The sequence below is a fragment of the Blautia sp. AF17-9LB genome, from assembly GCF_003479185.1.
GTDB classification, from domain to species: domain Bacteria; phylum Bacillota; class Clostridia; order Lachnospirales; family Lachnospiraceae; genus Fusicatenibacter; species Fusicatenibacter saccharivorans.
The window spans coordinates 149,531-168,021 of record NZ_QUGU01000004.1; the positions used below are offsets into that span (position 1 = coordinate 149,531).

The window sequence follows — 18,491 nt, forward strand, 5'->3', positions numbered from 1 at the left end:
GGATGTATGAAGCCATGGATGAATTATGAACCAAGGTCTCTGAAGGAAATCCTGAGCTTTAGAGAGAAGGCTGAGGCAGGAAAATAGCATCTCCACCGATGATATAAAGCAAGTCAGAGTGGAACAGCATTTGATACACATCAGTATCCACAAAAAATGTGGCTGAAAATAAGGCGGTAGTTTAACGGGCAAAACCTGTGCAGAAAAATGTTTCATGTTTGTGGAACGTACAGCAAATTTTTCGTAGAGGATAAGGCACAGAATGCAGGTTCAAGTCCTGCCCGCCTTATGCGATTGAGATAGCTCAAAAGAAAGGAGCGGCAGCGATGGAACAGATCATCGAAAGCGAGCGGTATGCGTGTGTCAGAACAGGGATGTGGAAGAAAAGATGTAAAGTTGTGATTGGAAAACAGGATGTAGGAGAATAAAAGAAAAACGGACGCTGCGTTTCAAAGATGAAGCAGTGTCTGTTTTTTACTATATGTAAGATACCGGGGTCAAAGGGGTCAAAAAGCCTTTTGACCCCAACATCTATTTAAGAAAAGTTGACAGTTGAAAAATTATCCAAAATACTCTCCCGCCAGTTCCTTAAACGCCGGCAGTGCCCGCTCAATCTGCGCAGTAGTAACGCAATAAGCAATCCGCACGAATCCCGGTGCACCGAAATCGTCGCCTGGTACCAGAAGAAGTTCGTACTTTTTCGCTTTCTCACAGAACGCATACGCATCCGGTTCCGGAGTTTTCATGAAGAGATAGAAAGCGCCGTCCGGGTGAACGCAGGTGAAGCCGTAGGCGGTTAATGAATCATACAGCAGATCGCGGTTTTTCTTGTAGACCGAAAGATCAGAAACCTGTCCTGCGCATTTGGCGATGACGTGTTGGATCAGGCTTGGTGCGCAGACGAAGCCGAGGGCGCGTCCGGCACCGCAGACGGCTGCGTAGATGGTTCTTGCATCATCGACCTCATCCGGAACGAGAACGTAGCCGATACGCTCGCCCGGCAGGGAGAGGGATTTGCTGTAGGAGTAGCAGACCAGCGTGTTTTTGTAATATTTTGTCAGATACGGAACTTCCACGTCTCCGTAGACAAGCTCGCGGTACGGTTCATCAACGATCAGATAAATCGGATGGCCGTATTCGGCAGATTTTGCTTCCAGAAAAGCAGCGAGCTTCTGAATGCTTTCTTCTGTGTAGACAACGCCGGACGGATTGTTCGGAGAATTGACGAAAACGCCTTTGGTGTGCGCTGTGACAGCGGCCGAGAGGCGGTCAAAGTCGATCTGGAACGTGGAAGAATCAGCCGGCGTTTCGATCATGGCTGCGCCTGCAGATTCGATGAAAACACGGTATTCCGGAAAGTACGGGGTAAATACGATATACTCGTCGCCCGGAACGGTTAAAGCGCCAAGGACGATGCGGAGCGAAGCGGCTGCACCGCAGGTCATATAGAAGTTGTCGGCATGGAACGCGGTACCAAAGCGTTTGTTCAGGTCGGCTGCAACGGCGGCGCGGGTATCGGCATCGCCTTGCGCGGAGGTGTAGCCGAAGAGATAGTAATCGTCTTTGGAATCAAGCAGCTCCTTGATGGTCTCATGAACGGAGACCGGAGCCGGGACGTTTGGATTTCCGATACTGAAATCAAAGACATTTTCTGATCCGATCTCGGCAGCGCGTTTTTTACTGTATTCGAAAATCTCGCGGATTACCGATTTTTTTGTGCCGAGAGTTACCATTTTTTCTGAAATCATGTGTCAATCCTCCTGAAGTAAATTGTTTGCCGCTGTTTTAAATGAACTGTAAATATTATTCTTTTTTCTGCTTTTTCCTTATTTTAGCAGACAAAGACTGAATTGTAAATGCAGCATTTTCGGTCTCATGCTCCCGCAGGCTGAAAAGATGGCGGAAGCACACCACGAGTGATATCAGCAGACTGCCGAGCCGCACGGACGGAAGAAAGCGGGAAATTTGTGCGGCAACGGCAAACCCGGAGAACGAAACGATCGAGCGCAGACTGTGTGGCTGGATAATGAGAATCAACGAAAACGTCAGATAAAACGCCGCCAGAAGAAGCACCGGCCGCAGATCCGGCAGGAGGCCGAGCAGCACGCCGAACGAGACAGAGATCGCCTTTCCGCCTTTCGCAGGCTGCAGAAACGGCCATGCGTGTCCGGCCACCGGGGCGAGCAGAATCAGGGCGAAAATCCAGGAACCCATCGAAACAGCGGAACTGTGCGCCGCCAGAAACACCGGCAGAAATCCCTTCCCGATATCGCACAGGACGCAGAGCAGTCCAATCCGCGGTCCGGCCACTGAAAAGGCGTTGAAGGCACCGGGATTCTGATCTTCATTCACAGTTCGGACATCCACGTGGCAGAAGTATTTTGGAATCAGGTACGAATACAGTACGCTGCCCGAGAGGTACCCGAAGAAACTATAAAACAGATAAGCAGTAAGCATCATAAGCAGTTACTCCGAAATTAATTTTTCCAAAAGGTGTGTAATTGACGTTCCCGCCTGCGGATGGCTGTTTTGATGCTGGGCATCGCGCATCGCAATCTGACGTGCATCATCGCGGGCAAGCGAAATACCGGCCTCTGCCAGCTCTTTCTGATGTGCGCCGGTCACGGACATTCCGCGTGAGACAAAAAAAGCACGGTTTTTTGTTTCGCAACCCGGAATCGGATCAGTGTGGACAAGCGGAACGCGCCGCACAGCGGCCTCGGTACTGCTTAAGCCCCCGGGCTTTGTAAACAGCACATCGGCAGCGGCCATATATTCCGCAACGTGGCGTGTAAAACCGATGATATGTACATTTGGGTTCTTATGGAACTGCAGCCGGAGCGAACGCATCCGTTTTTTATTATTTCCGCAGATGATCACAGCCTGTTCGCCGTTTTCCAGCCGGGAAACGAGTTCATGTGCGAGCAGATGCACTTTGCCGAATCCCATACTGCCGCTCATGACGAGAAACAGCGGAGCATTCTCGGGAAGACCGAGATGGCGGCGCACATCCTCTTTGGATGCAGGGCGCGCAAATGCGGGCCGCACCGGAATACCGAGAGGAAGCAGTTTTTCTTCCGGGATGCCGCAGGATGCAAACTCCGGGATCAGATCCTTGTGCGGAACCACATAGTAATCGCAGTTCGTCTCTTCCCAGAACGGAATGCACGCGTAATCGGTGGCAACGGCAACGCAGGGAATCGTCAGCCGTCCTTTCTGTTTCATCCAGGTCAGTGTTTCCGCCGGATAAAGATGTGTGGTGACAACGGCATTAAAATGGTTTTGATCAATATAATCTGCAAGCGCATTTCCAAGCCGCGCATTTGCATAGTAAACGGGGGATTTCCAGGGAAATTTCCGTACCAGCTCACCAAGCTGATAGAGTGCGCCGAAGCCGGCCGGAAAAACGGAGACGAGCTTCACATAAGCTCCGCCGACCAGTGCGGAGGTATGCTTTCGTCCGAGGCTCATCAGATCCAGAACCTCGGCTTCGTGGTGATAAAAATTCAGACTTTCTTTTAATGCAGAGGCCGCAGCATTGTGGCCACCGCCAGTATTGCAGGATAAAATCAGTACCTTCATAAGAAAACTCCATTCTTTTGTTGTATCCCAAAGAGAACCTGAAAAAGGGGATGCCGATGATTTGTTTTCAGACACGCTTTAGTATAGAACGCTGTTATTTTTCGGACAATCCACAAAATGAGAAAAGTGTCTGATATAACAGAAAAGCGACAAGCTGCAGAAACACCGGGGAGACGCAGAGGTAGCATCCACCTGCGGATCAAGATATTGAGAGAAAGAAAAGAAACAACGGATGCCTGAAAAATTGGCAAAATAGAATAAAATCAAAAGAAAAAGAAACGAAAAACAGGATAAAATGCTGAAAAATCAATTGACATCTATTCCAAAACTTCGTATCATAAAGACAGAATGGGGCGCGTTCGGAAAGCGATCTGCGCACCGGAAAATACAGGAGGTAAGCTTAAAATGGGTAAATGGCAGAGAAGTCTTTACCAGCCGGTTCTGCCGCTGGGAAAAGACGGAAAAAGGGTAACAGGAAGCGCGGAACATATCGCACTTTCCAGAAAAGCAGCAGGCGAGGGTATGGTTCTGGTGAAAAACGAGAACGAGACATTGCCGCTCGCAAAAGGCACAAAAGTAGCTTTATTTGGAAAAGGAACGATTGATTACGTAAAAGGCGGCGGCGGAAGCGGTGACGTTACCGTTGCGTATATCCGCAACTTCTACGAAGGCATGAAGATCAAAGAGGCCGAGGGGGAGGTTTCTCTGTTCCATGAACTTCCGGAATTCTATGAGAAAAATGTAAAAGAACAGTATGCTGCAGGTGCTGTACCGGGCATGACAAGAGAGCCGGAAGTACCGGACGAGCTGGTACAGAAAGCAAAAGCATATACCGATACCGCAATCATCACCATCTGCCGCTTCTCCGGCGAGGGCTGGGACCGCAAATGCCAGATCACCGAGGAAGGCTATGAGCTGTTTGAGGATGAGAAAAAACAGATCGAGCTGAGCGCCAGCATCTTCGAAAACGGCGACTTCTGCCTGACAAACGGCGAAGCAGCCATGGTAGAAAAAGTAAAAGCAAACTTTAAAAATGTCATCGTTGTCATGAACGTCGGCGGTATGGTTGATACCAGCTGGTTCAAAGACTGCAAAGAGATTCCGGCGGTGCTGATGGCATGGCAGGGCGGCATGGAAGGCGGCCTCGCGGCAGCGGACGTTGTAACAGGCGACGTCAACCCATCGGGTAAACTGGTTGATACCTACGCAGCAACCCTCGAGGATTATCCATCCACCGAGAACTTCCATAAATCCGTTTATTACGTGGATTACAACGAGGATATCTACGTTGGTTACCGTTATTTCGAGACGATTCCGGGCGCAGCGGAGAAGGTCAATTATCCGTTCGGCTTCGGTCTTTCCTACACCAGCTTTGAGACAGAAGTTCTGGGGGCAGAAGAGAAGGATGGAAAGATTGTTGTAAAAGCAGCTGTTACCAACACCGGAAAACGTGCCGGAAAAGAAGTTGTACAGCTCTACTATGGCGCACCGCAGGGCAAGCTTGGCAAACCGGCCAAAGAGCTCGGCGCTTACCGGAAAACAAGACTGCTGCAGCCAGGCGAGACACAGAGAGTCGTTCTTTCCTTTACAGTGGAAGATATGGCATCTTTTGATGATCTTGGAAAGGTTGCAAAATCTGCCTATGTTCTTGAGGCAGGAAGCTACGTCTTCTACGTTGGAAACAATGTAAGAGATGCGAAGAAACTGGACTTCACCTACGATCTGGCAGAGGCAGAAGTGACTGCACAGTACACCAGCCTTGCCGCTCCGCATAAGCTGGAAAAACGTCTCCTTGCGGATGGAACCTACGAAGCGCTTCCGACCGATAACGGCCCTGTCGAGGAAGAAGGACTGGAGCGTCAGGATAAGCTGACTCTGGAAGGTTTCCTCCCGGCAGTCAAAGCACAGGAGAGAAAGAGCTTTGGCGAGCTTATGGAAGCAGCAAAGACGAATCCGAACCTGATGAATGTGGCCGAGGGAAAAGAAACGCTCGACGAGTTTGTAGATAAGCTTCCGACAGAAGCACTCATTCATCTGCTCGGCGGTCAGCCGAACACAGGAGTTGCCAACACGTTTGGCATGGGAAATCTGCCTGAGTACGGCATCCCGAATATCATGACCGCAGACGGACCGGCAGGCCTTCGCATTCAGCCGCAGTGTGGCGTCAACACGACCGCATGGCCGTGCGCAACATTGCTTGCCTGCACCTGGGATCCGGAGCTGATCGAAGAGATCGGTAAAGCCGGCGGAGAGGAAGTCAAAGAAAACAACATCGGCATCTGGCTGACCCCGGCTGTCAACATTCACAGAAGCCCGCTCTGCGGAAGAAACTTTGAGTATTATTCCGAGGATCCGCTTGTAGCCGGAAAATCCGGTGCGGCAATGGTACGCGGTATGCAGTCCGAGCATATCGGGGCAAGTGTGAAACACTTCTGCTGCAACAACAAAGAAACAAACCGAAAAGACAGCGATTCCCGCGTTTCCGAGCGTGCGCTGCGTGAGATTTACCTGAAAGCCTTCGAGATCATCGTAAAAGAGGCAGATCCATACACAATCATGTCGTCCTACAACCTGATCAACGGCGTTCAGGCATCTGAGAACAAGGATCTTTTGACCGGTATTCTGCGCGGTGAGTGGGACTTTAAGGGAATGGTAACGACCGACTGGTGGACACACGGCGAGCATTACCGCGAGACAAAAGCCGGAAATGATATCAAGATGGCAAACGGATACGAGGAGCGCGTACAGGAGGCATTTGAGAAGGGATACATCACCCGCGACGAAATCGCTCTTTGTGCAAAACGAATCCTGACCATGATTCTTCGCATGGACTGATGTGGATGCATGTGAATAAATAAAGAAAAGTGTAGATAACGCATAAAAAAATCGTATGCTGTTGTGGAAAAAGCAACAGCATACGATTTTTTACTTTCCGGACAGGATTCTTTCCTGTTTACACGGCAATGATCTGTAGCAAGACTCTGGCGACCGCAGCTCACGAAAAGTCTTTTGCAGAAACGCTCCGGGAAAGAAACCTGTTTTCAGGCAGTAGCCTTCTGTAGCTCTGCCATGATCTTAAATTCCCGCACGACCATAACGATGCTGACTGATGCGGCTGCAAGGTCTGCAATCGGTGCAGTGTACATCACGCCGTCAATGCCGAAGAGATACGGAAAAATCAGCAGCAGCGGAAGCAGGAAAATAATCTGTCTCGTCAGCGAAAGAAAAATACCCTTCTTCGGTGCTCCGATTGAGGTAAAGAAGTTTGAGCTGACCGGCTGGATACCGTTCAGGAATGTGAAAAACAGGAAAATACGGAAGTACCGCTCTGCAAAATGCAGGTACTCTTCTGAACCGGAACCAAAAATGCCGATAATCTGGCGCGGAAAGAGCTGGAAGCAGAGGAAGGCGACGATGGAAATGGCAGTCGCCGCAAAAACTGCTTTTTTATAAGCGTCCTTCACGCGGTCATATTTCTGTGCACCGAAGTTGAAGCTGACAATCGGCTGAAGTCCCTGGGAAATGCCGATGACAAAGGAGAAGAACAGCATATTCACCTTTGAAATAATACCGGCGCATGCAAGCGGAATGTCGCTTCCATAGACGGAATTGGAGCCGTAGTAGGTCAGTGTGTTGTTCATAACGATCTGAACAACCATCATTGCCACCTGATTGAATGCCGGAGTTGCACCAAGCGCAGCGATCCGTGCCCAGCAGGCTATTTTTGGCTTCAGATCGGAAAGAGAAAGCGGCAGCGTTTTAAAACCGCGCAGATAGAAGACAACGAGCGCGAATGATAAAATCTGTCCGGTGATCGTGGCGAGCGCTGCACCTGCCATGCCCATGTGGAAAACGAAGATGAACAGCGGGTCGAGAATCGTGTTGACGATCGCGCCGACCAGGTTGCACAGCATGGAAAATTTCGGGCTGCCATCCGCGCGGATCAGGTTGGAGCCGCCGATTGTGACGATCAGAAACGGGAAGCCGATGGAGGTAATTCTGGTGTAAGTACAGGCGTAATCAATGACATCCGGCGTCGCACCAAAGAGAAGCATCATCGGACGCAGAAAAAGCTGAACGGCAACGCAGAGGATCACACCGAGGATTGCCAGCATGGAGATGGCATTTCCAACATAGGATTTCGCGTGCTCCGGATCCTTTCTGCCCATGCAGAGATTGAAGTTTGCAGCACCGCCGATGCCGCAGAGCAGACCGATGGATGTGCAGACCATGCTGAGTGGGAACGCTACGTTGGTCGCTGCGTTTCCGAGCACGCCGATGCTGTGACCGATAAAGAGCTGGTCTACCATGTTATAGAGGGCGCTGACGAGCATCGCGATGACGCTCGGAATCGCAAAACGCCGCAAAAGAGAGCTGACCGGTTCCGAGCCGAGAGGATTTTCGGAAGGTTTCATAGAGGGTATCTCCTTTCAAATGGAATAAAAATTCATCGTTTGTATCGGGTGAACATTCCCGGAAAAACTCCGAGACTATATAGTATACCATAGAAAGAAAACAGAAAACAAGAGGGTGACCGCTATTTTCAGGAAGTGTAACAGAATCGTAGCAGAACTCTCTGCATTTTTAAAAAAGGGATTGACAAAAATGAAATATTAACCTATATTGAAACAAGGTTAACAATTCGAAAGCAGAAAGAATTGGATACAAGAACCTGCGAGGAGGACTTACATTCATGAAAAAATCAAAACTTACCACAAAACAGATTGTACTGACCGGCATGATGACGGCAGTGCTTGCGGTACTGTCCATTGTGACGATTCCGCTTCCGACCGGCGTTCCGGTGACGCTGCAGACCTTTGCAATGGCATTTTGCGGCTACGTGCTTGGCTGGAAATTGGGAGGTGCATCGTCCGCTCTTTATCTGATCCTCGGCGCGATCGGCGTTCCGGTTTATGCCGGCATGAGCGGTGGATTCGGCGCTCTTCTCGGACCGGCCGGCGGCTTTATTTTCGGATTTATTCCGATGGCAATGCTCTGCGGTGCCGGAATTAAAAAAGGCTTCCCGGGCAAACCATTCGTTCTTGGAATCGCAGGTCTTGCGGTATGTCACGCATTCGGTGTGGTACAGTTTTCCATTGTAACAGGAAACACGATCCCGGCTTCGTTCCTTGCAGTTTCCGTTCCGTACATCGTAAAAGATGTGATTTCCGTTGTAGTAGCTGAAATTCTCGGTGTAGCCGTTCGAAAAGCACTGTCAGCAGCTCATGTAATGAACTACGGAACCGCAGCATAATCACAGAGCGTTTCTGAAAAACCAAAAGATAAAAACAAGAGACAGGCATCCTGACAATCTGCCAGGTGTCTGTCTTTTTCTGTTTTGTCAAGCGGATATTCGCAATCCGCTTCGCTACTTGCCTGATTCGGTTAAAGTATTCCGCAGCAGCAGCGGTTATTTGAAAAAACGTGCAAAATGCATTTCATACAGTTTCAAAATTTTAATGAATTCCTAAGAAAGAGGCAAGAAGGCGTTAAGGGAGATATGGTAGGATAGAAAGCAGGAAAGAACAACAAAGGGGTTTGAAACTATGAGAAAAAGAACACGAAAACACCGGGGAACAGCGGGAAAAATGGTTGGAGGTTTTCTGGCATTTTTCTGCCTGATCCTGCTGACGGCCGGAATGTTCTGGGCAATCCAGGGATATGTTTCCTATCAGAAGGCAGTGAAGGAAAAGCCGCTCGCGCAGGCGGTAGAGGAAATCAGAAGCGAAGCACAGTGGGTTCCCCTGAAACAGGTGCCGGAGCTGTACAAAAAAGCGGTGCTTGCTGTCGAGGATCACCGGTATTACACACATCACGGGATAGACTGGATCAGCATGGCGCGCGCGGTTGTACATGACATCCGCGTGATGAAACCGGAGCAGGGAGGCAGTACTATCACACAGCAGCTGGTAAAAAACATGTATTACGATCAGAATAAGACACTTGCCAGAAAAGCGGCAGAGGCGTGGACAGCACTCTATGTGGAACGACAGCTCTCCAAGGAAGAAATTCTGGAGCTGTACATCAACACTATTTATTTCGGGGATGGCTATTACGGACTCAAAGAAGCATCGCGTGGTTATTTCGGAAAAGAGCCGCAGGATCTGACCGACAGCGAAGCCATTCTCCTCGCCGGAATCCCGAATGCACCGTCCGCCTACGCACCGTCGCGCCACGCGGATCTGGCGCTGCAGCGGGAAAAGCAGGTGCTGGCGGCAATGGTAAAATATGGATACCTGGAACAAAGTGAGACGGACAGCCTGCTGTGGGATGCGGCAGCCGATCCGGTTCTGGCACGATAGAAAGAAAAGTGAGGAAAAAAGAATGGGAAAACTGATCAGACTGGGGGCAACAGCGCTGTCCATGATTGGAATTTTGGTGATGATTCTCTGTGTGCAGGCGGCGATTTTATTTGTGAGGCTGTGCATCCGAAGAAAGCAGAAAAAAATTGAGCTGAAATAAGAGAAAGAAAAATGTGAGCAGAATTGCCGGAAGAAAAACGGTGATTCTGCTCGCGTTTTTTTTCTGTGAGCAATCCGATTGCGTTTCCGCCGGGAAAAAGGTATAATGAAAAACAGGCAAAAAAATGGTAAAACAGACAGCTTTTGAGGAAAAATAAATGGAACAGAAAGACAGCGCAGAACGGATTTTAAAACAGATTCCCTATGAGATCGTGTATTCCGCCCGCAAAACGCTCGCCGTCCAGGTCAAAGCGGATGGAAGCGTGGTGGTGCGCGCACCGAAACGGATGGCAAAATACAAAATCGAAGCATTCTTAAAAGAAAAACAGGATTGGATTCACACACACCGGGAAAAAGCGTTGGCGGCCGCAGAGCAGAAAGCAGCGAACCGTCTGACGGAAGCAGAGCGAAAAGCGGTGGTTAAACGTGCGGCGCAGATGCTGGCGGAAAAGACGGCACATTTTGCAAAAGAGATGGGCGTAACGTATGGCAGAATCACAATTCGTGAGCAGAAAACCCGCTGGGGCAGCTGCAGCAGCGCCGGAAACCTGAACTACAACTGGAAACTGGTGCTGATGCCGGAGCGCGTGATGGATTACGTCGTTATCCACGAGCTGGCGCACCGGAAAGAGATGAACCATTCCGCACGGTTTTACGCGGTGGTGGCACAGCAGATGCCCGATTACAAAGTGTGGCAGAGCTGGCTGAAGGAGCATGGAAGAGAGTACTGAAAAAGAGAGGCAAAACAAATGATACTGACCGAAGAAAAAACATATATCATCAATGTGACGGAAGTCGATACCGACGCGGAGCTCGGTTTAAATAAGAAAGATATTATGATCGAATACACGAATCTGGAGCTGCTGCACGCGGTTCTTGCAAGCACGATGCCGTACGGCCGTCTGTCGGCGCGCTACCGCGGAAAACGGAAGGCGGAGCTGCAGTCACGGATTGCGATGGTGGAGAGTGTGCTCGAAACACGCGGCGACCAGCTGGCAAAAGCGGAGCAGATTATGTATCTCGACACGGCGGAGCGCAGTGCAATCTGTCATTATCTCGGCATCATCTACACGCGGCTGATTGCGCAGAAGCTGTACGGAATTGACTGTATGGTACCGCTGAACCTGATCGAGCAGCCGGGGGAGAAAAAATTTGTAAAATACAACGGTGCATACCGCCAGGATCTGATCGGATACGGAAAGCAGAACGCATGGAGCGTCTGGGAGCCGGTCGGCAGGAGCGAGAACAGCCAGGCGGCCTTTGGAAATGGATGCCGGGCGGCGTCGGAGATCGAGAAGATCAATGAAAATCCGTTGGCGAAGAGCGCGGCGTGCATGACGTATTACGAGAGAGGCTATCTGAATGCCGTTGTAAAAGAGCCGGAGCGGACCGGGGACGGGACACTTTGGTTTCCAGAGGAGAATTATTTCAAAGCATATTATCAGCCGCTTTTCGAGCTGTTTGCGGACGAACAGCCGGGTGAGCTGTACGGAAGCAGCGGCGGCTTTGAACTGGAGCTGACTCTGCCGTGGACAGAGGAAGGAAAACGCGGCTTCCGCCATCTGCAGATCGGAACGGATCAGGTGACGATTGCATTGATGCGGGAAGGGAAGTACGATCAGATCTTAAAGCGGATGGAAAACGTTTTGGATGTATCAAAAGAGTGCAGATTCTGCGGGGAAGATGGCATCTGGGTAGGCGCAGAGTAAAGGTCATCGGAAGTGCCGAAGCTGCCGGGGATGATGGTACACAGATTCTGTGTGGGAAAAGCGAAAAAGAAAGGACAAGAGCAATGGCAAAAGAAATGGAAACTCTAAAGGACGAAGGGCTGCAGGGGAATGAAACGATAGAGGAAGCAATTCTGGGACTGCAAAAGGAGCCGACGCCGGAACTGCTGGCACATGTGCTGACGGTAATCCGCCGCAGAATGAAAGAGGGCGGACAGGCGATTCTTTCCGTGGAACCGCCATCCGGCGACGATCAGATCCGGATCGGAACGGTAAAGAGCGCAGACGGAAAAGTCTGGTGGGCCGCGTTTACGAGCTTTGATGAGGAATTAAAGGGGAGCAGCAGCGTGAAATCTACGTTTCTCGTGAGTCTGGAACAGCTGATCCACATGGCATCCGAAACAAAGGAGATCAGCGGTGTGATTTTCAATCCGTGGAACCGCACGATCATGCTGGATCATACGCTGCTTTCGATTATCATCGGGGAAGAGAATGCGGGGCACTGAATTGCCGAAAGGAAAAAAGCAAGCACAGAAAGACTCCGAGGGTACATTATTATTTTAAGGAGGTTTTACATCATGGAGGGTTTTCAGGTAACAGAAATCGGGGAAAAAATTTACTGTATTTTGGACGCAGGAAATTCATCGTTCTATGTAGTAGAAGGTGAAGAAAAAGCGGCTGTCATTGATACCGGCATTACGGCAGGCACAAAGATTCTGCCGGTGATCCGTGAGCTGACGGACAAGCCGCTTCTGCTGGTCATCACGCATGCGCATCCGGATCACATGTATCACATGGATGAGTTTGATGAGGTGTACATGTGCCACGATGAAAAGAAGATGGATCCAGAGACGCTTGTGATGCTGACAGCGGGAAAATTAAAACCGTGGGAGGAGATTCATGACATCCGTACCGATTCCGTGATTCCGCTCGGCGGCACAGAGCTGGCCGTCTGTCAGACACCGGGCCATACGCCGGGCAGCGTCGTTGTGCTTGAGACGAAACAGAATTACCTGTTCACCGGAGATGCGATCGGAAGCGGCTGCGGTGTCTGGATGCAGGTGCCGGGCGGAACGAGCCTGGAAGAGTATTACGACGGGCTGGTCGGACTGATGGTGTGGCTTGTGAAGAGGGGCGGCCGCATGAAATTCTTCGGCGGTCATCACACGCAGGTGTTTGAATCGACGGCGCATCCGGTTTACAATCCGCTCAGCCTCGGCGTTCTCGCAGATCTCATCGACCTTGTGGATCAGGTGATCCACGGCGAAAACCTGGGACGGCCAAGCAATGCGAAGCCGTTTTCGAAAGAACAGGTCCGCTACGCGTCGTACGGCCGCGCAGAAATGCAGTACTGTGCATCGCGGATTCACCGAAAATAAGCGCGTGAAATCTTAAAACTTCCATAAGAAGAAAGGTTTTTGCCCGCGGCGGCTTGACAAAATAAAAAAACGCGATTATGATAAATGCAGTTTCTATTCCAACAGAAAAAGAAAAGGTTATGAGGAAGAGGAGTACATGGCAGGCCCCAAAAGAGAGGATGGTTCACCGGCTGAAAGGCTGTCCGGGAAGGTGGTCATGGAAGGTAGCTTCTGAACCGGAGAGCTGAAAAGCACAGAAGATGTGATGATTAGGTTCTCACGCATGAGTCACGTTACAGACTCCGAAACGAGATACAAATTAAGGTGGTACCGCGGAATTTTCGCCCTTTGCATGCATGTTATGTGTATGTGAAGGGCGTTTTTGATTTAAGACAAGCCTCTGCGGGAATAAATACCACAATACACCAAACATAAAAGGAGGATCTCATGAGCAAAGAACTCGCAAAGACCTACGATCCGAAGGGACTCGAGGACAGACTGTATCAGAAATGGCTGGATAAAGGATATTTCCACGCCACTGTAAACCCGAACAAAAAACCGTTTACCATTATGATGCCGCCTCCGAACGTAACCGGACAGCTTCACATGGGCCATGCACTCGACAACACCATGCAGGATATTCTCTGCCGTTTCAAACGGATGGAGGGATATGAAGTCCTCTGGCAGCCGGGAACCGACCATGCGGCGATTGCAACCGAGGTAAAAGTTACCAATATGCTCAAAGAGCAGGGCATCGACAAAGATGAAATCGGACGCGAAAAATTCCTGGAGCACTGCTGGGAGTGGAAGAAAGAGTACGGCGGACGCATCAACAGCCAGTTAAGAAAGATCGGCTCCTCTGCAGACTGGGAGAGAGAACGCTTCACCATGGACGAGGGATGCTCCAAAGCCGTAGAAGAAGTATTCTGCCGTCTGTATGAAAAAGGATGGATCTACAAAGGAAGCCGCATCATCAACTGGTGCCCGGTATGCCAGACTTCCATCTCCGATGCAGAGGTTGAATATCAGGAGCAGGCAGGCCACTTCTGGCACATCAACTACCCGGTAGTTGGAGAAGAAGGCCGCTTCGTAGAAATCGCAACGACCCGTCCGGAGACTCTGCTCGGCGATACTGCCGTAGCTGTCAATCCGGAGGATGAAAGATACACCGATATTGTAGGAAAAATGCTGAAACTGCCGCTGACCGACCGTGAAATCCCGGTTATCGCAGATGCTTACGTAGACAAAGAGTTCGGAACTGGATGCGTTAAAATTACACCGGCACACGACCCGAACGATTTTGAGGTAGGAAAACGCCACAACCTCGAAGAGATCAACATCTTAAACGATGACGGAACCATGAACAACAAGTGCGGCAAATACGCCGGCATGGACCGCTACGAGGCAAGAAAAGCCATGGTAGAGGATCTCGAGAAGCTTGGCCTTCTTGTAAAAGTAGTGGATCACGTTCACAACGTAGGAACCCACGACAGATGTAAGACAACCGTAGAGCCGATGATCAAACCACAGTGGTTTGTAAAAATGGCGGATATGGCTGCCGCTGCCAGCGAAGCAGAGAAGAACGGGGAAGTAAACTTCATCCCGGATCGTTTCAGCAAGATTTATCAGAACTGGCTGAACAATATCCACGACTGGTGTATTTCCCGTCAGCTCTGGTGGGGTCATCGTATCCCGGCCTATACCTGTGATGACTGTGGCGAGATCACGGTTGTAAGAGGTGGAATGCCGGAAAAATGCCCGAAATGCGGCAGCACCCATCTCACCCAGGACCCGGATACCCTGGATACCTGGTTCAGCTCCGCTCTGTGGCCGTTCTCCACTTTAGGATGGCCGGAGAAAACACCGGAATTTGATTACTTCTATCCGACCGACGTACTCGTAACCGGATACGACATCATCTTCTTCTGGGTTATCCGTATGGTATTCTCCGCACTGGAGCAGACTAAACAGGTTCCGTTCCACCACGTACTGATCCACGGACTCGTTCGTGATTCCCAGGGTCGCAAGATGAGTAAATCCCTCGGAAACGGTATCGATCCGCTCGAAGTCATTGACAAATACGGTGCAGATGCTCTCCGTCTGACTTTGATGACCGGTAATGCACCTGGAAACGATATGCGTTTCTACTGGGAGCGTGTAGAAGCCAGCCGTAACTTCGCAAACAAAGTATGGAACGCTTCCCGTTTCATCATGATGAACCTGGAAAAAGCAGAAGTTCCGTCTGAAATGCCAAAAGACAAACTGACACTGGCAGATAAATGGATTCTTTCTAAGGTAAACACGCTGGCAACGGAAGTAACGGACAACATGGACCGCTACGAGCTCGGTATCGCCGTACAGAAGGTTTACGACTTTATCTGGGAGGAGTTCTGCGACTGGTACATCGAGATGGTAAAACCGCGTCTGTACAGCGAGACCGACGAGACGAAGGGCGCTGCACTGTGGACCTTAAAAACCGTTCTTGGCAATGCATTAAAGCTGTTGCATCCGTTTATGCCGTTCATCACAGAGGAAATCTACTGCACACTGAATCCGGACGAGGATTCCATCATGATCGCCGCATGGCCGAAAGAGACCGAAGACTTTGCATACGCAGAGGATGAGGCAGCCGTTGAGATGATGAAAGAGGCGGTAAGAAGCATCCGTGGTGTCCGCACCAGTATGAACGTACCGCCGTCAAAGAAAGCAAGCGTATTCGTTGTAACGGAAGATGCTGCTGTACAGGAAACCTTCCGAAACGGCGCCGTATTCTTCGGAACACTGGCAGGTGCAAGCGAAGTTCACGTACAGGCAGATAAAGCCGGTATTGCAGACGACGCAGTATCCGCAGTGATCCCGCAGGCGACGATCTATATCCCGTTTGCCGAGCTGGTTGACCTTGAAAAAGAGATCGCCCGCCTTGAAAAAGAGGAAGAGCGTCTGACAAAAGAGATCGCACGTTCCAACGGCATGCTTGGCAACCCGAACTTTATTAACAAAGCTCCGGAAGCAAAAGTTCAGGCAGAGAAAGAAAAACTGGCGAACTATCAGCAGATGATGGAGCAGGTTCAGACAAGATTGGAGCAGCTGAAAAAATAAATGAAAAAAGGAAAAAAACTGCATGGAAACAAGGAAACCGTAGTGAAAGTCTGCAACTGGCTCTCTTTGCCGCTGCAGGCCCTGGGATGCTGTATTCTGTATCTGGTGATTGAAGCATTTTCCCGCCATTCGCTGGCATCTGCATGGAGCTACATGGTGGAAAGCCCATGGGTCTTTTTGTACAATGCATTTTTGATCTTCACTACTTTTATGGTAGTTTATCTGTTCCGCAGACGTGTGCTGGTACGGCTGGTGATGAGCTGTTTCTGGCTGCTGCTCGGCATCATTAACGGTGTGATTCTGGCAAACCGCGTCACGCCGTTTACCGGACCGGACTTGCGGAATTTAAGTGACGGCGCAAAGGTCGTGACGAAGTATCTGTCGAAAGGTACCATGATCCTCGTCGTAGCAGCCCTTGTGGCATTATTGGCATTTTTTGTATGGGTCTGGATCAAAGGACCGAAATTTCAGGGGAAAATCCGCTGGTATCTGAATGTGCCGTTGATTGCTCTGGTAATTGTACTCTTTACGGGAGCAACAAATCTGGCGCTTGCAAAGCGTGTGCTTTCCAGCTATTTCGTCAACATCGCATTTGCCTACCAGGATTACGGCTATCCGTACTGTCTGGCAGTCACCCTGTTTGATACGGGAATTTCAGAGCCGAACGGCTATTCCGAACAGCTCGTGAAACAGATTGAGACGAGTGAAGGCGAACAAAAAGAGGATGATACGGTAAAACCGAATATTATCTTTTTGCAGCTGGAGTCCTTTTTCGATCCGGAGCTGGTTAATTTCCTCAACATTTCCGAGGATCCGATCCCGTATTACCGGCAGCTGATGAAGGATTATTCTTCCGGTTATCTCCGCGTGCCGGTGGTGGGAGCCGGAACAGCAAACACAGAGTTTGAAACTATTTCCGGCATGAGCCTCCGGTATTTCGGAGCGGGTGAGTATCCGTACAAATCGGTGCTTTCAGAGGAGACCTGTGAGAGTGCGCCGTATGTTTTAAAGAATCTTGGCTATGCGACCCATGCGATCCACAACAATGAAGCAAACTTCTATTCCAGAAGAAGTGTATTCTCACGTCTTGGTTTTGATACCTTTACCTCGGAGGAATATATGCCGGATATCTCGGATGTGACGGCGACAGGATGGGTAAAAGACCATATTCTGACAAAAGAGATCATAAAAACGCTCGATGCGACAGACGAACCGGATTATATCTATACGATTTCGGTACAGGGCCACGGTGATTATCCGACAGAGCCGGTGCTTGACGATCCGGAGATTACAGTGACAGGCGCGGAAGACCGGGAAAAAAATAATTACTCCTGGGAATATTATGTAAATCAGATCCATGAGATGGACAAATTTGTCAAAGAGCTGACGACAAAGCTTGCGGATTATCCGGAGCCGGTGGTACTTGTGATGTACGGGGACCATCTGCCAACGATGGGACTGAAAGTAGAAGATCTGGAGAACCGCTATCTGTATCAGACCGAATACGTAATCTGGGATAATATGGGACTGAAAAGAAAACAGGAAAACATTGCTTCCTACCAGATTGCAGCAGAGGTTATGAACCGTGTGGGAATTCATGACGGAACCATTTTCCGGTATCATCAGACGAGACGGAATACGAAGAATTATCAGGTGGATCTCGAGGTGCTGCAGTATGATATGCTGTATGGAAAACGGTACGTTTACGGAGAAGACGGAGAGACACCGTATGAGCGTGTGAAGCTGCAGATGGGTGCTCTGCCGGTAACACTGGAACGAATCGAAAAATCCGGAGAAGATACCTGGTATTTTTACGGAGAAAACTTTACGGCATCGAGCCGTGTGGAAGTCAACGAGGAGATACAGGATACCGTTTATGTCAGCCCGTCGATTCTGATGGTGCATAGTCTGACCCTGGAAGACGGTGATCAGATTACAATCGCGCAGCAGAGCAACAGCTCGACGAAGAAGGTGCTGACAAGGACAGAGCCGATGATGTATGAAGAGCCAAAAACGGTATCTACACCGACGCCGACGCCGAACCCGGACAGCACGAAAACAGATGTGACGCAGGAAAATGCCAATACGAGCACTGCGCCGCAGGATGAACTGACGGCAGCGCCGTCCGGTGCGCCGGAGGGCGAAGGCGACAAGATTGAGCCGTCAAAAACAGAAAACAGCGATAAACCGGCCGAAGACGGCGGTCTGCAGAATTAAAAAGAGTGTCCGAAAGATCATACAGTGGGGCGGATTTTGACGTCCCA

The 18,491-nt window shown here is 50.0% G+C and carries 14 protein-coding genes and 1 tRNA gene; 11 read left to right on the plus strand and 4 right to left on the minus strand.

Annotated elements, in window-relative coordinates; translation table 11 throughout:
* The first annotated feature begins 170 nt into the window (after positions 1 to 170).
* Positions 171 to 289, plus strand: a tRNA-Phe gene (locus DWX00_RS19590).
* A gap of 271 nt (positions 290 to 560) precedes the next feature.
* Here DWX00_RS19590 and DWX00_RS06130 read toward each other — a convergent pair.
* The 3 genes from DWX00_RS06130 to DWX00_RS06140 are packed head-to-tail and all read right to left on the minus strand — an operon-like array spanning position 561 to position 3,582.
* A complete protein-coding gene (locus DWX00_RS06130; RefSeq protein ID WP_118594852.1) occupies positions 561 to 1,748 on the minus strand; it encodes a pyridoxal phosphate-dependent aminotransferase in 1,188 nt (395 codons plus the stop codon).
* 55 nt (positions 1,749 to 1,803) lie between these two features.
* Positions 1,804 to 2,460 carry a glycerol-3-phosphate acyltransferase gene (locus DWX00_RS06135; protein ID WP_243037969.1) on the minus strand — a complete coding sequence of 219 codons (657 nt, stop codon included), beginning with the start codon at positions 2,458 to 2,460 and terminating at the stop codon, positions 1,804 to 1,806.
* A 6-nt stretch (positions 2,461 to 2,466) separates the two neighbouring features.
* Positions 2,467 to 3,582 carry an MGDG synthase family glycosyltransferase gene (locus tag DWX00_RS06140; RefSeq protein WP_055220026.1) on the minus strand — a complete coding sequence of 372 codons (1,116 nt, stop codon included), beginning with the start codon at positions 3,580 to 3,582 and terminating at the stop codon, positions 2,467 to 2,469.
* Between the two features lie 405 nt (positions 3,583 to 3,987).
* Here DWX00_RS06140 and DWX00_RS06145 point away from each other — a divergent pair, with 405 nt between their 5' ends.
* Positions 3,988 to 6,417, plus strand: a complete 2,430-nt coding sequence (locus DWX00_RS06145; protein ID WP_118594853.1) for a glycoside hydrolase family 3 protein — start codon at positions 3,988 to 3,990, stop codon at positions 6,415 to 6,417.
* Positions 6,418 to 6,623: 206 nt separating this feature from the next.
* On the opposite strand, the gene DWX00_RS06150 is transcribed toward DWX00_RS06145, so the two are convergent.
* Complete coding sequence (locus DWX00_RS06150; protein ID WP_118594854.1) at positions 6,624 to 7,997, minus strand: MATE family efflux transporter; 1,374 nt, start codon at positions 7,995 to 7,997, stop codon at positions 6,624 to 6,626.
* A gap of 278 nt (positions 7,998 to 8,275) precedes the next feature.
* On the opposite strand from DWX00_RS06150, the gene DWX00_RS06155 reads away from it, so the two are divergent.
* From DWX00_RS06155 to DWX00_RS06190, 9 genes are all read left to right on the plus strand, one after another.
* Positions 8,276 to 8,836 (plus strand): biotin transporter BioY, encoded by a 561-nt coding sequence (locus DWX00_RS06155; RefSeq protein WP_022461328.1) that lies wholly within the window; start codon positions 8,276 to 8,278, stop codon positions 8,834 to 8,836.
* Between the two features lie 292 nt (positions 8,837 to 9,128).
* The gene (locus tag DWX00_RS06160) at positions 9,129 to 9,884 is read left to right on the plus strand and encodes a transglycosylase domain-containing protein (RefSeq protein WP_238046220.1); all 756 of its coding nucleotides are present in this window, start codon (positions 9,129 to 9,131) and stop codon (positions 9,882 to 9,884) included.
* Positions 9,885 to 9,906: 22 nt separating this feature from the next.
* Positions 9,907 to 10,044: a hypothetical protein gene (locus tag DWX00_RS19595; RefSeq protein WP_156327580.1), complete on the plus strand. Its 138-nt coding sequence runs from the start codon at positions 9,907 to 9,909 to the stop codon at positions 10,042 to 10,044.
* A gap of 157 nt (positions 10,045 to 10,201) precedes the next feature.
* Positions 10,202 to 10,774 carry a M48 family metallopeptidase gene (locus tag DWX00_RS06165; protein ID WP_118594855.1) on the plus strand — a complete coding sequence of 191 codons (573 nt, stop codon included), beginning with the start codon at positions 10,202 to 10,204 and terminating at the stop codon, positions 10,772 to 10,774.
* An 18-nt stretch (positions 10,775 to 10,792) separates the two neighbouring features.
* Complete coding sequence (locus DWX00_RS06170; protein WP_118594856.1) at positions 10,793 to 11,752, plus strand: hypothetical protein; 960 nt, start codon at positions 10,793 to 10,795, stop codon at positions 11,750 to 11,752.
* Between the two features lie 83 nt (positions 11,753 to 11,835).
* Positions 11,836 to 12,276: an SseB family protein gene (locus DWX00_RS06175; protein ID WP_226906325.1), complete on the plus strand. Its 441-nt coding sequence runs from the start codon at positions 11,836 to 11,838 to the stop codon at positions 12,274 to 12,276.
* 72 nt (positions 12,277 to 12,348) lie between these two features.
* Positions 12,349 to 13,149, plus strand: a complete 801-nt coding sequence (locus tag DWX00_RS06180) for an MBL fold metallo-hydrolase (protein WP_055220012.1) — start codon at positions 12,349 to 12,351, stop codon at positions 13,147 to 13,149.
* Positions 13,150 to 13,575: 426 nt separating this feature from the next.
* On the plus strand, positions 13,576 to 16,227 hold the full coding sequence (locus tag DWX00_RS06185; protein ID WP_118594857.1) for a valine--tRNA ligase: 2,652 nt from the start codon (positions 13,576 to 13,578) through the stop codon (positions 16,225 to 16,227).
* Entirely contained in the window at positions 16,228 to 18,444 is a 2,217-nt protein-coding gene (locus DWX00_RS06190; protein ID WP_070100823.1) for an LTA synthase family protein, read from the plus strand.
* The last annotated feature ends 47 nt before the right edge of the window (positions 18,445 to 18,491 follow it).

Coding starts and splice junctions, on each gene's coding strand:
- DWX00_RS06130 (WP_118594852.1), bottom strand. CDS start 1,748: ATGATTTCAGAAAAAATGGTAACTCTCGGCACAAAAAAATCGGTAATC.
- DWX00_RS06135 (WP_243037969.1), bottom strand. CDS start 2,460: ATGATGCTTACTGCTTATCTGTTTTATAGTTTCTTCGGGTACCTCTCG.
- DWX00_RS06140 (WP_055220026.1), bottom strand. CDS start 3,582: ATGAAGGTACTGATTTTATCCTGCAATACTGGCGGTGGCCACAATGCT.
- DWX00_RS06145 (WP_118594853.1), top strand. CDS start 3,988: ATGGGTAAATGGCAGAGAAGTCTTTACCAGCCGGTTCTGCCGCTGGGA.
- DWX00_RS06150 (WP_118594854.1), bottom strand. CDS start 7,997: ATGAAACCTTCCGAAAATCCTCTCGGCTCGGAACCGGTCAGCTCTCTT.
- DWX00_RS06155 (WP_022461328.1), top strand. CDS start 8,276: ATGAAAAAATCAAAACTTACCACAAAACAGATTGTACTGACCGGCATG.
- DWX00_RS06160 (WP_238046220.1), top strand. CDS start 9,129: ATGAGAAAAAGAACACGAAAACACCGGGGAACAGCGGGAAAAATGGTT.
- DWX00_RS19595 (WP_156327580.1), top strand. CDS start 9,907: ATGGGAAAACTGATCAGACTGGGGGCAACAGCGCTGTCCATGATTGGA.
- DWX00_RS06165 (WP_118594855.1), top strand. CDS start 10,202: ATGGAACAGAAAGACAGCGCAGAACGGATTTTAAAACAGATTCCCTAT.
- DWX00_RS06170 (WP_118594856.1), top strand. CDS start 10,793: ATGATACTGACCGAAGAAAAAACATATATCATCAATGTGACGGAAGTC.
- DWX00_RS06175 (WP_226906325.1), top strand. CDS start 11,836: ATGGCAAAAGAAATGGAAACTCTAAAGGACGAAGGGCTGCAGGGGAAT.
- DWX00_RS06180 (WP_055220012.1), top strand. CDS start 12,349: ATGGAGGGTTTTCAGGTAACAGAAATCGGGGAAAAAATTTACTGTATT.
- DWX00_RS06185 (WP_118594857.1), top strand. CDS start 13,576: ATGAGCAAAGAACTCGCAAAGACCTACGATCCGAAGGGACTCGAGGAC.
- DWX00_RS06190 (WP_070100823.1), top strand. CDS start 16,228: ATGAAAAAAGGAAAAAAACTGCATGGAAACAAGGAAACCGTAGTGAAA.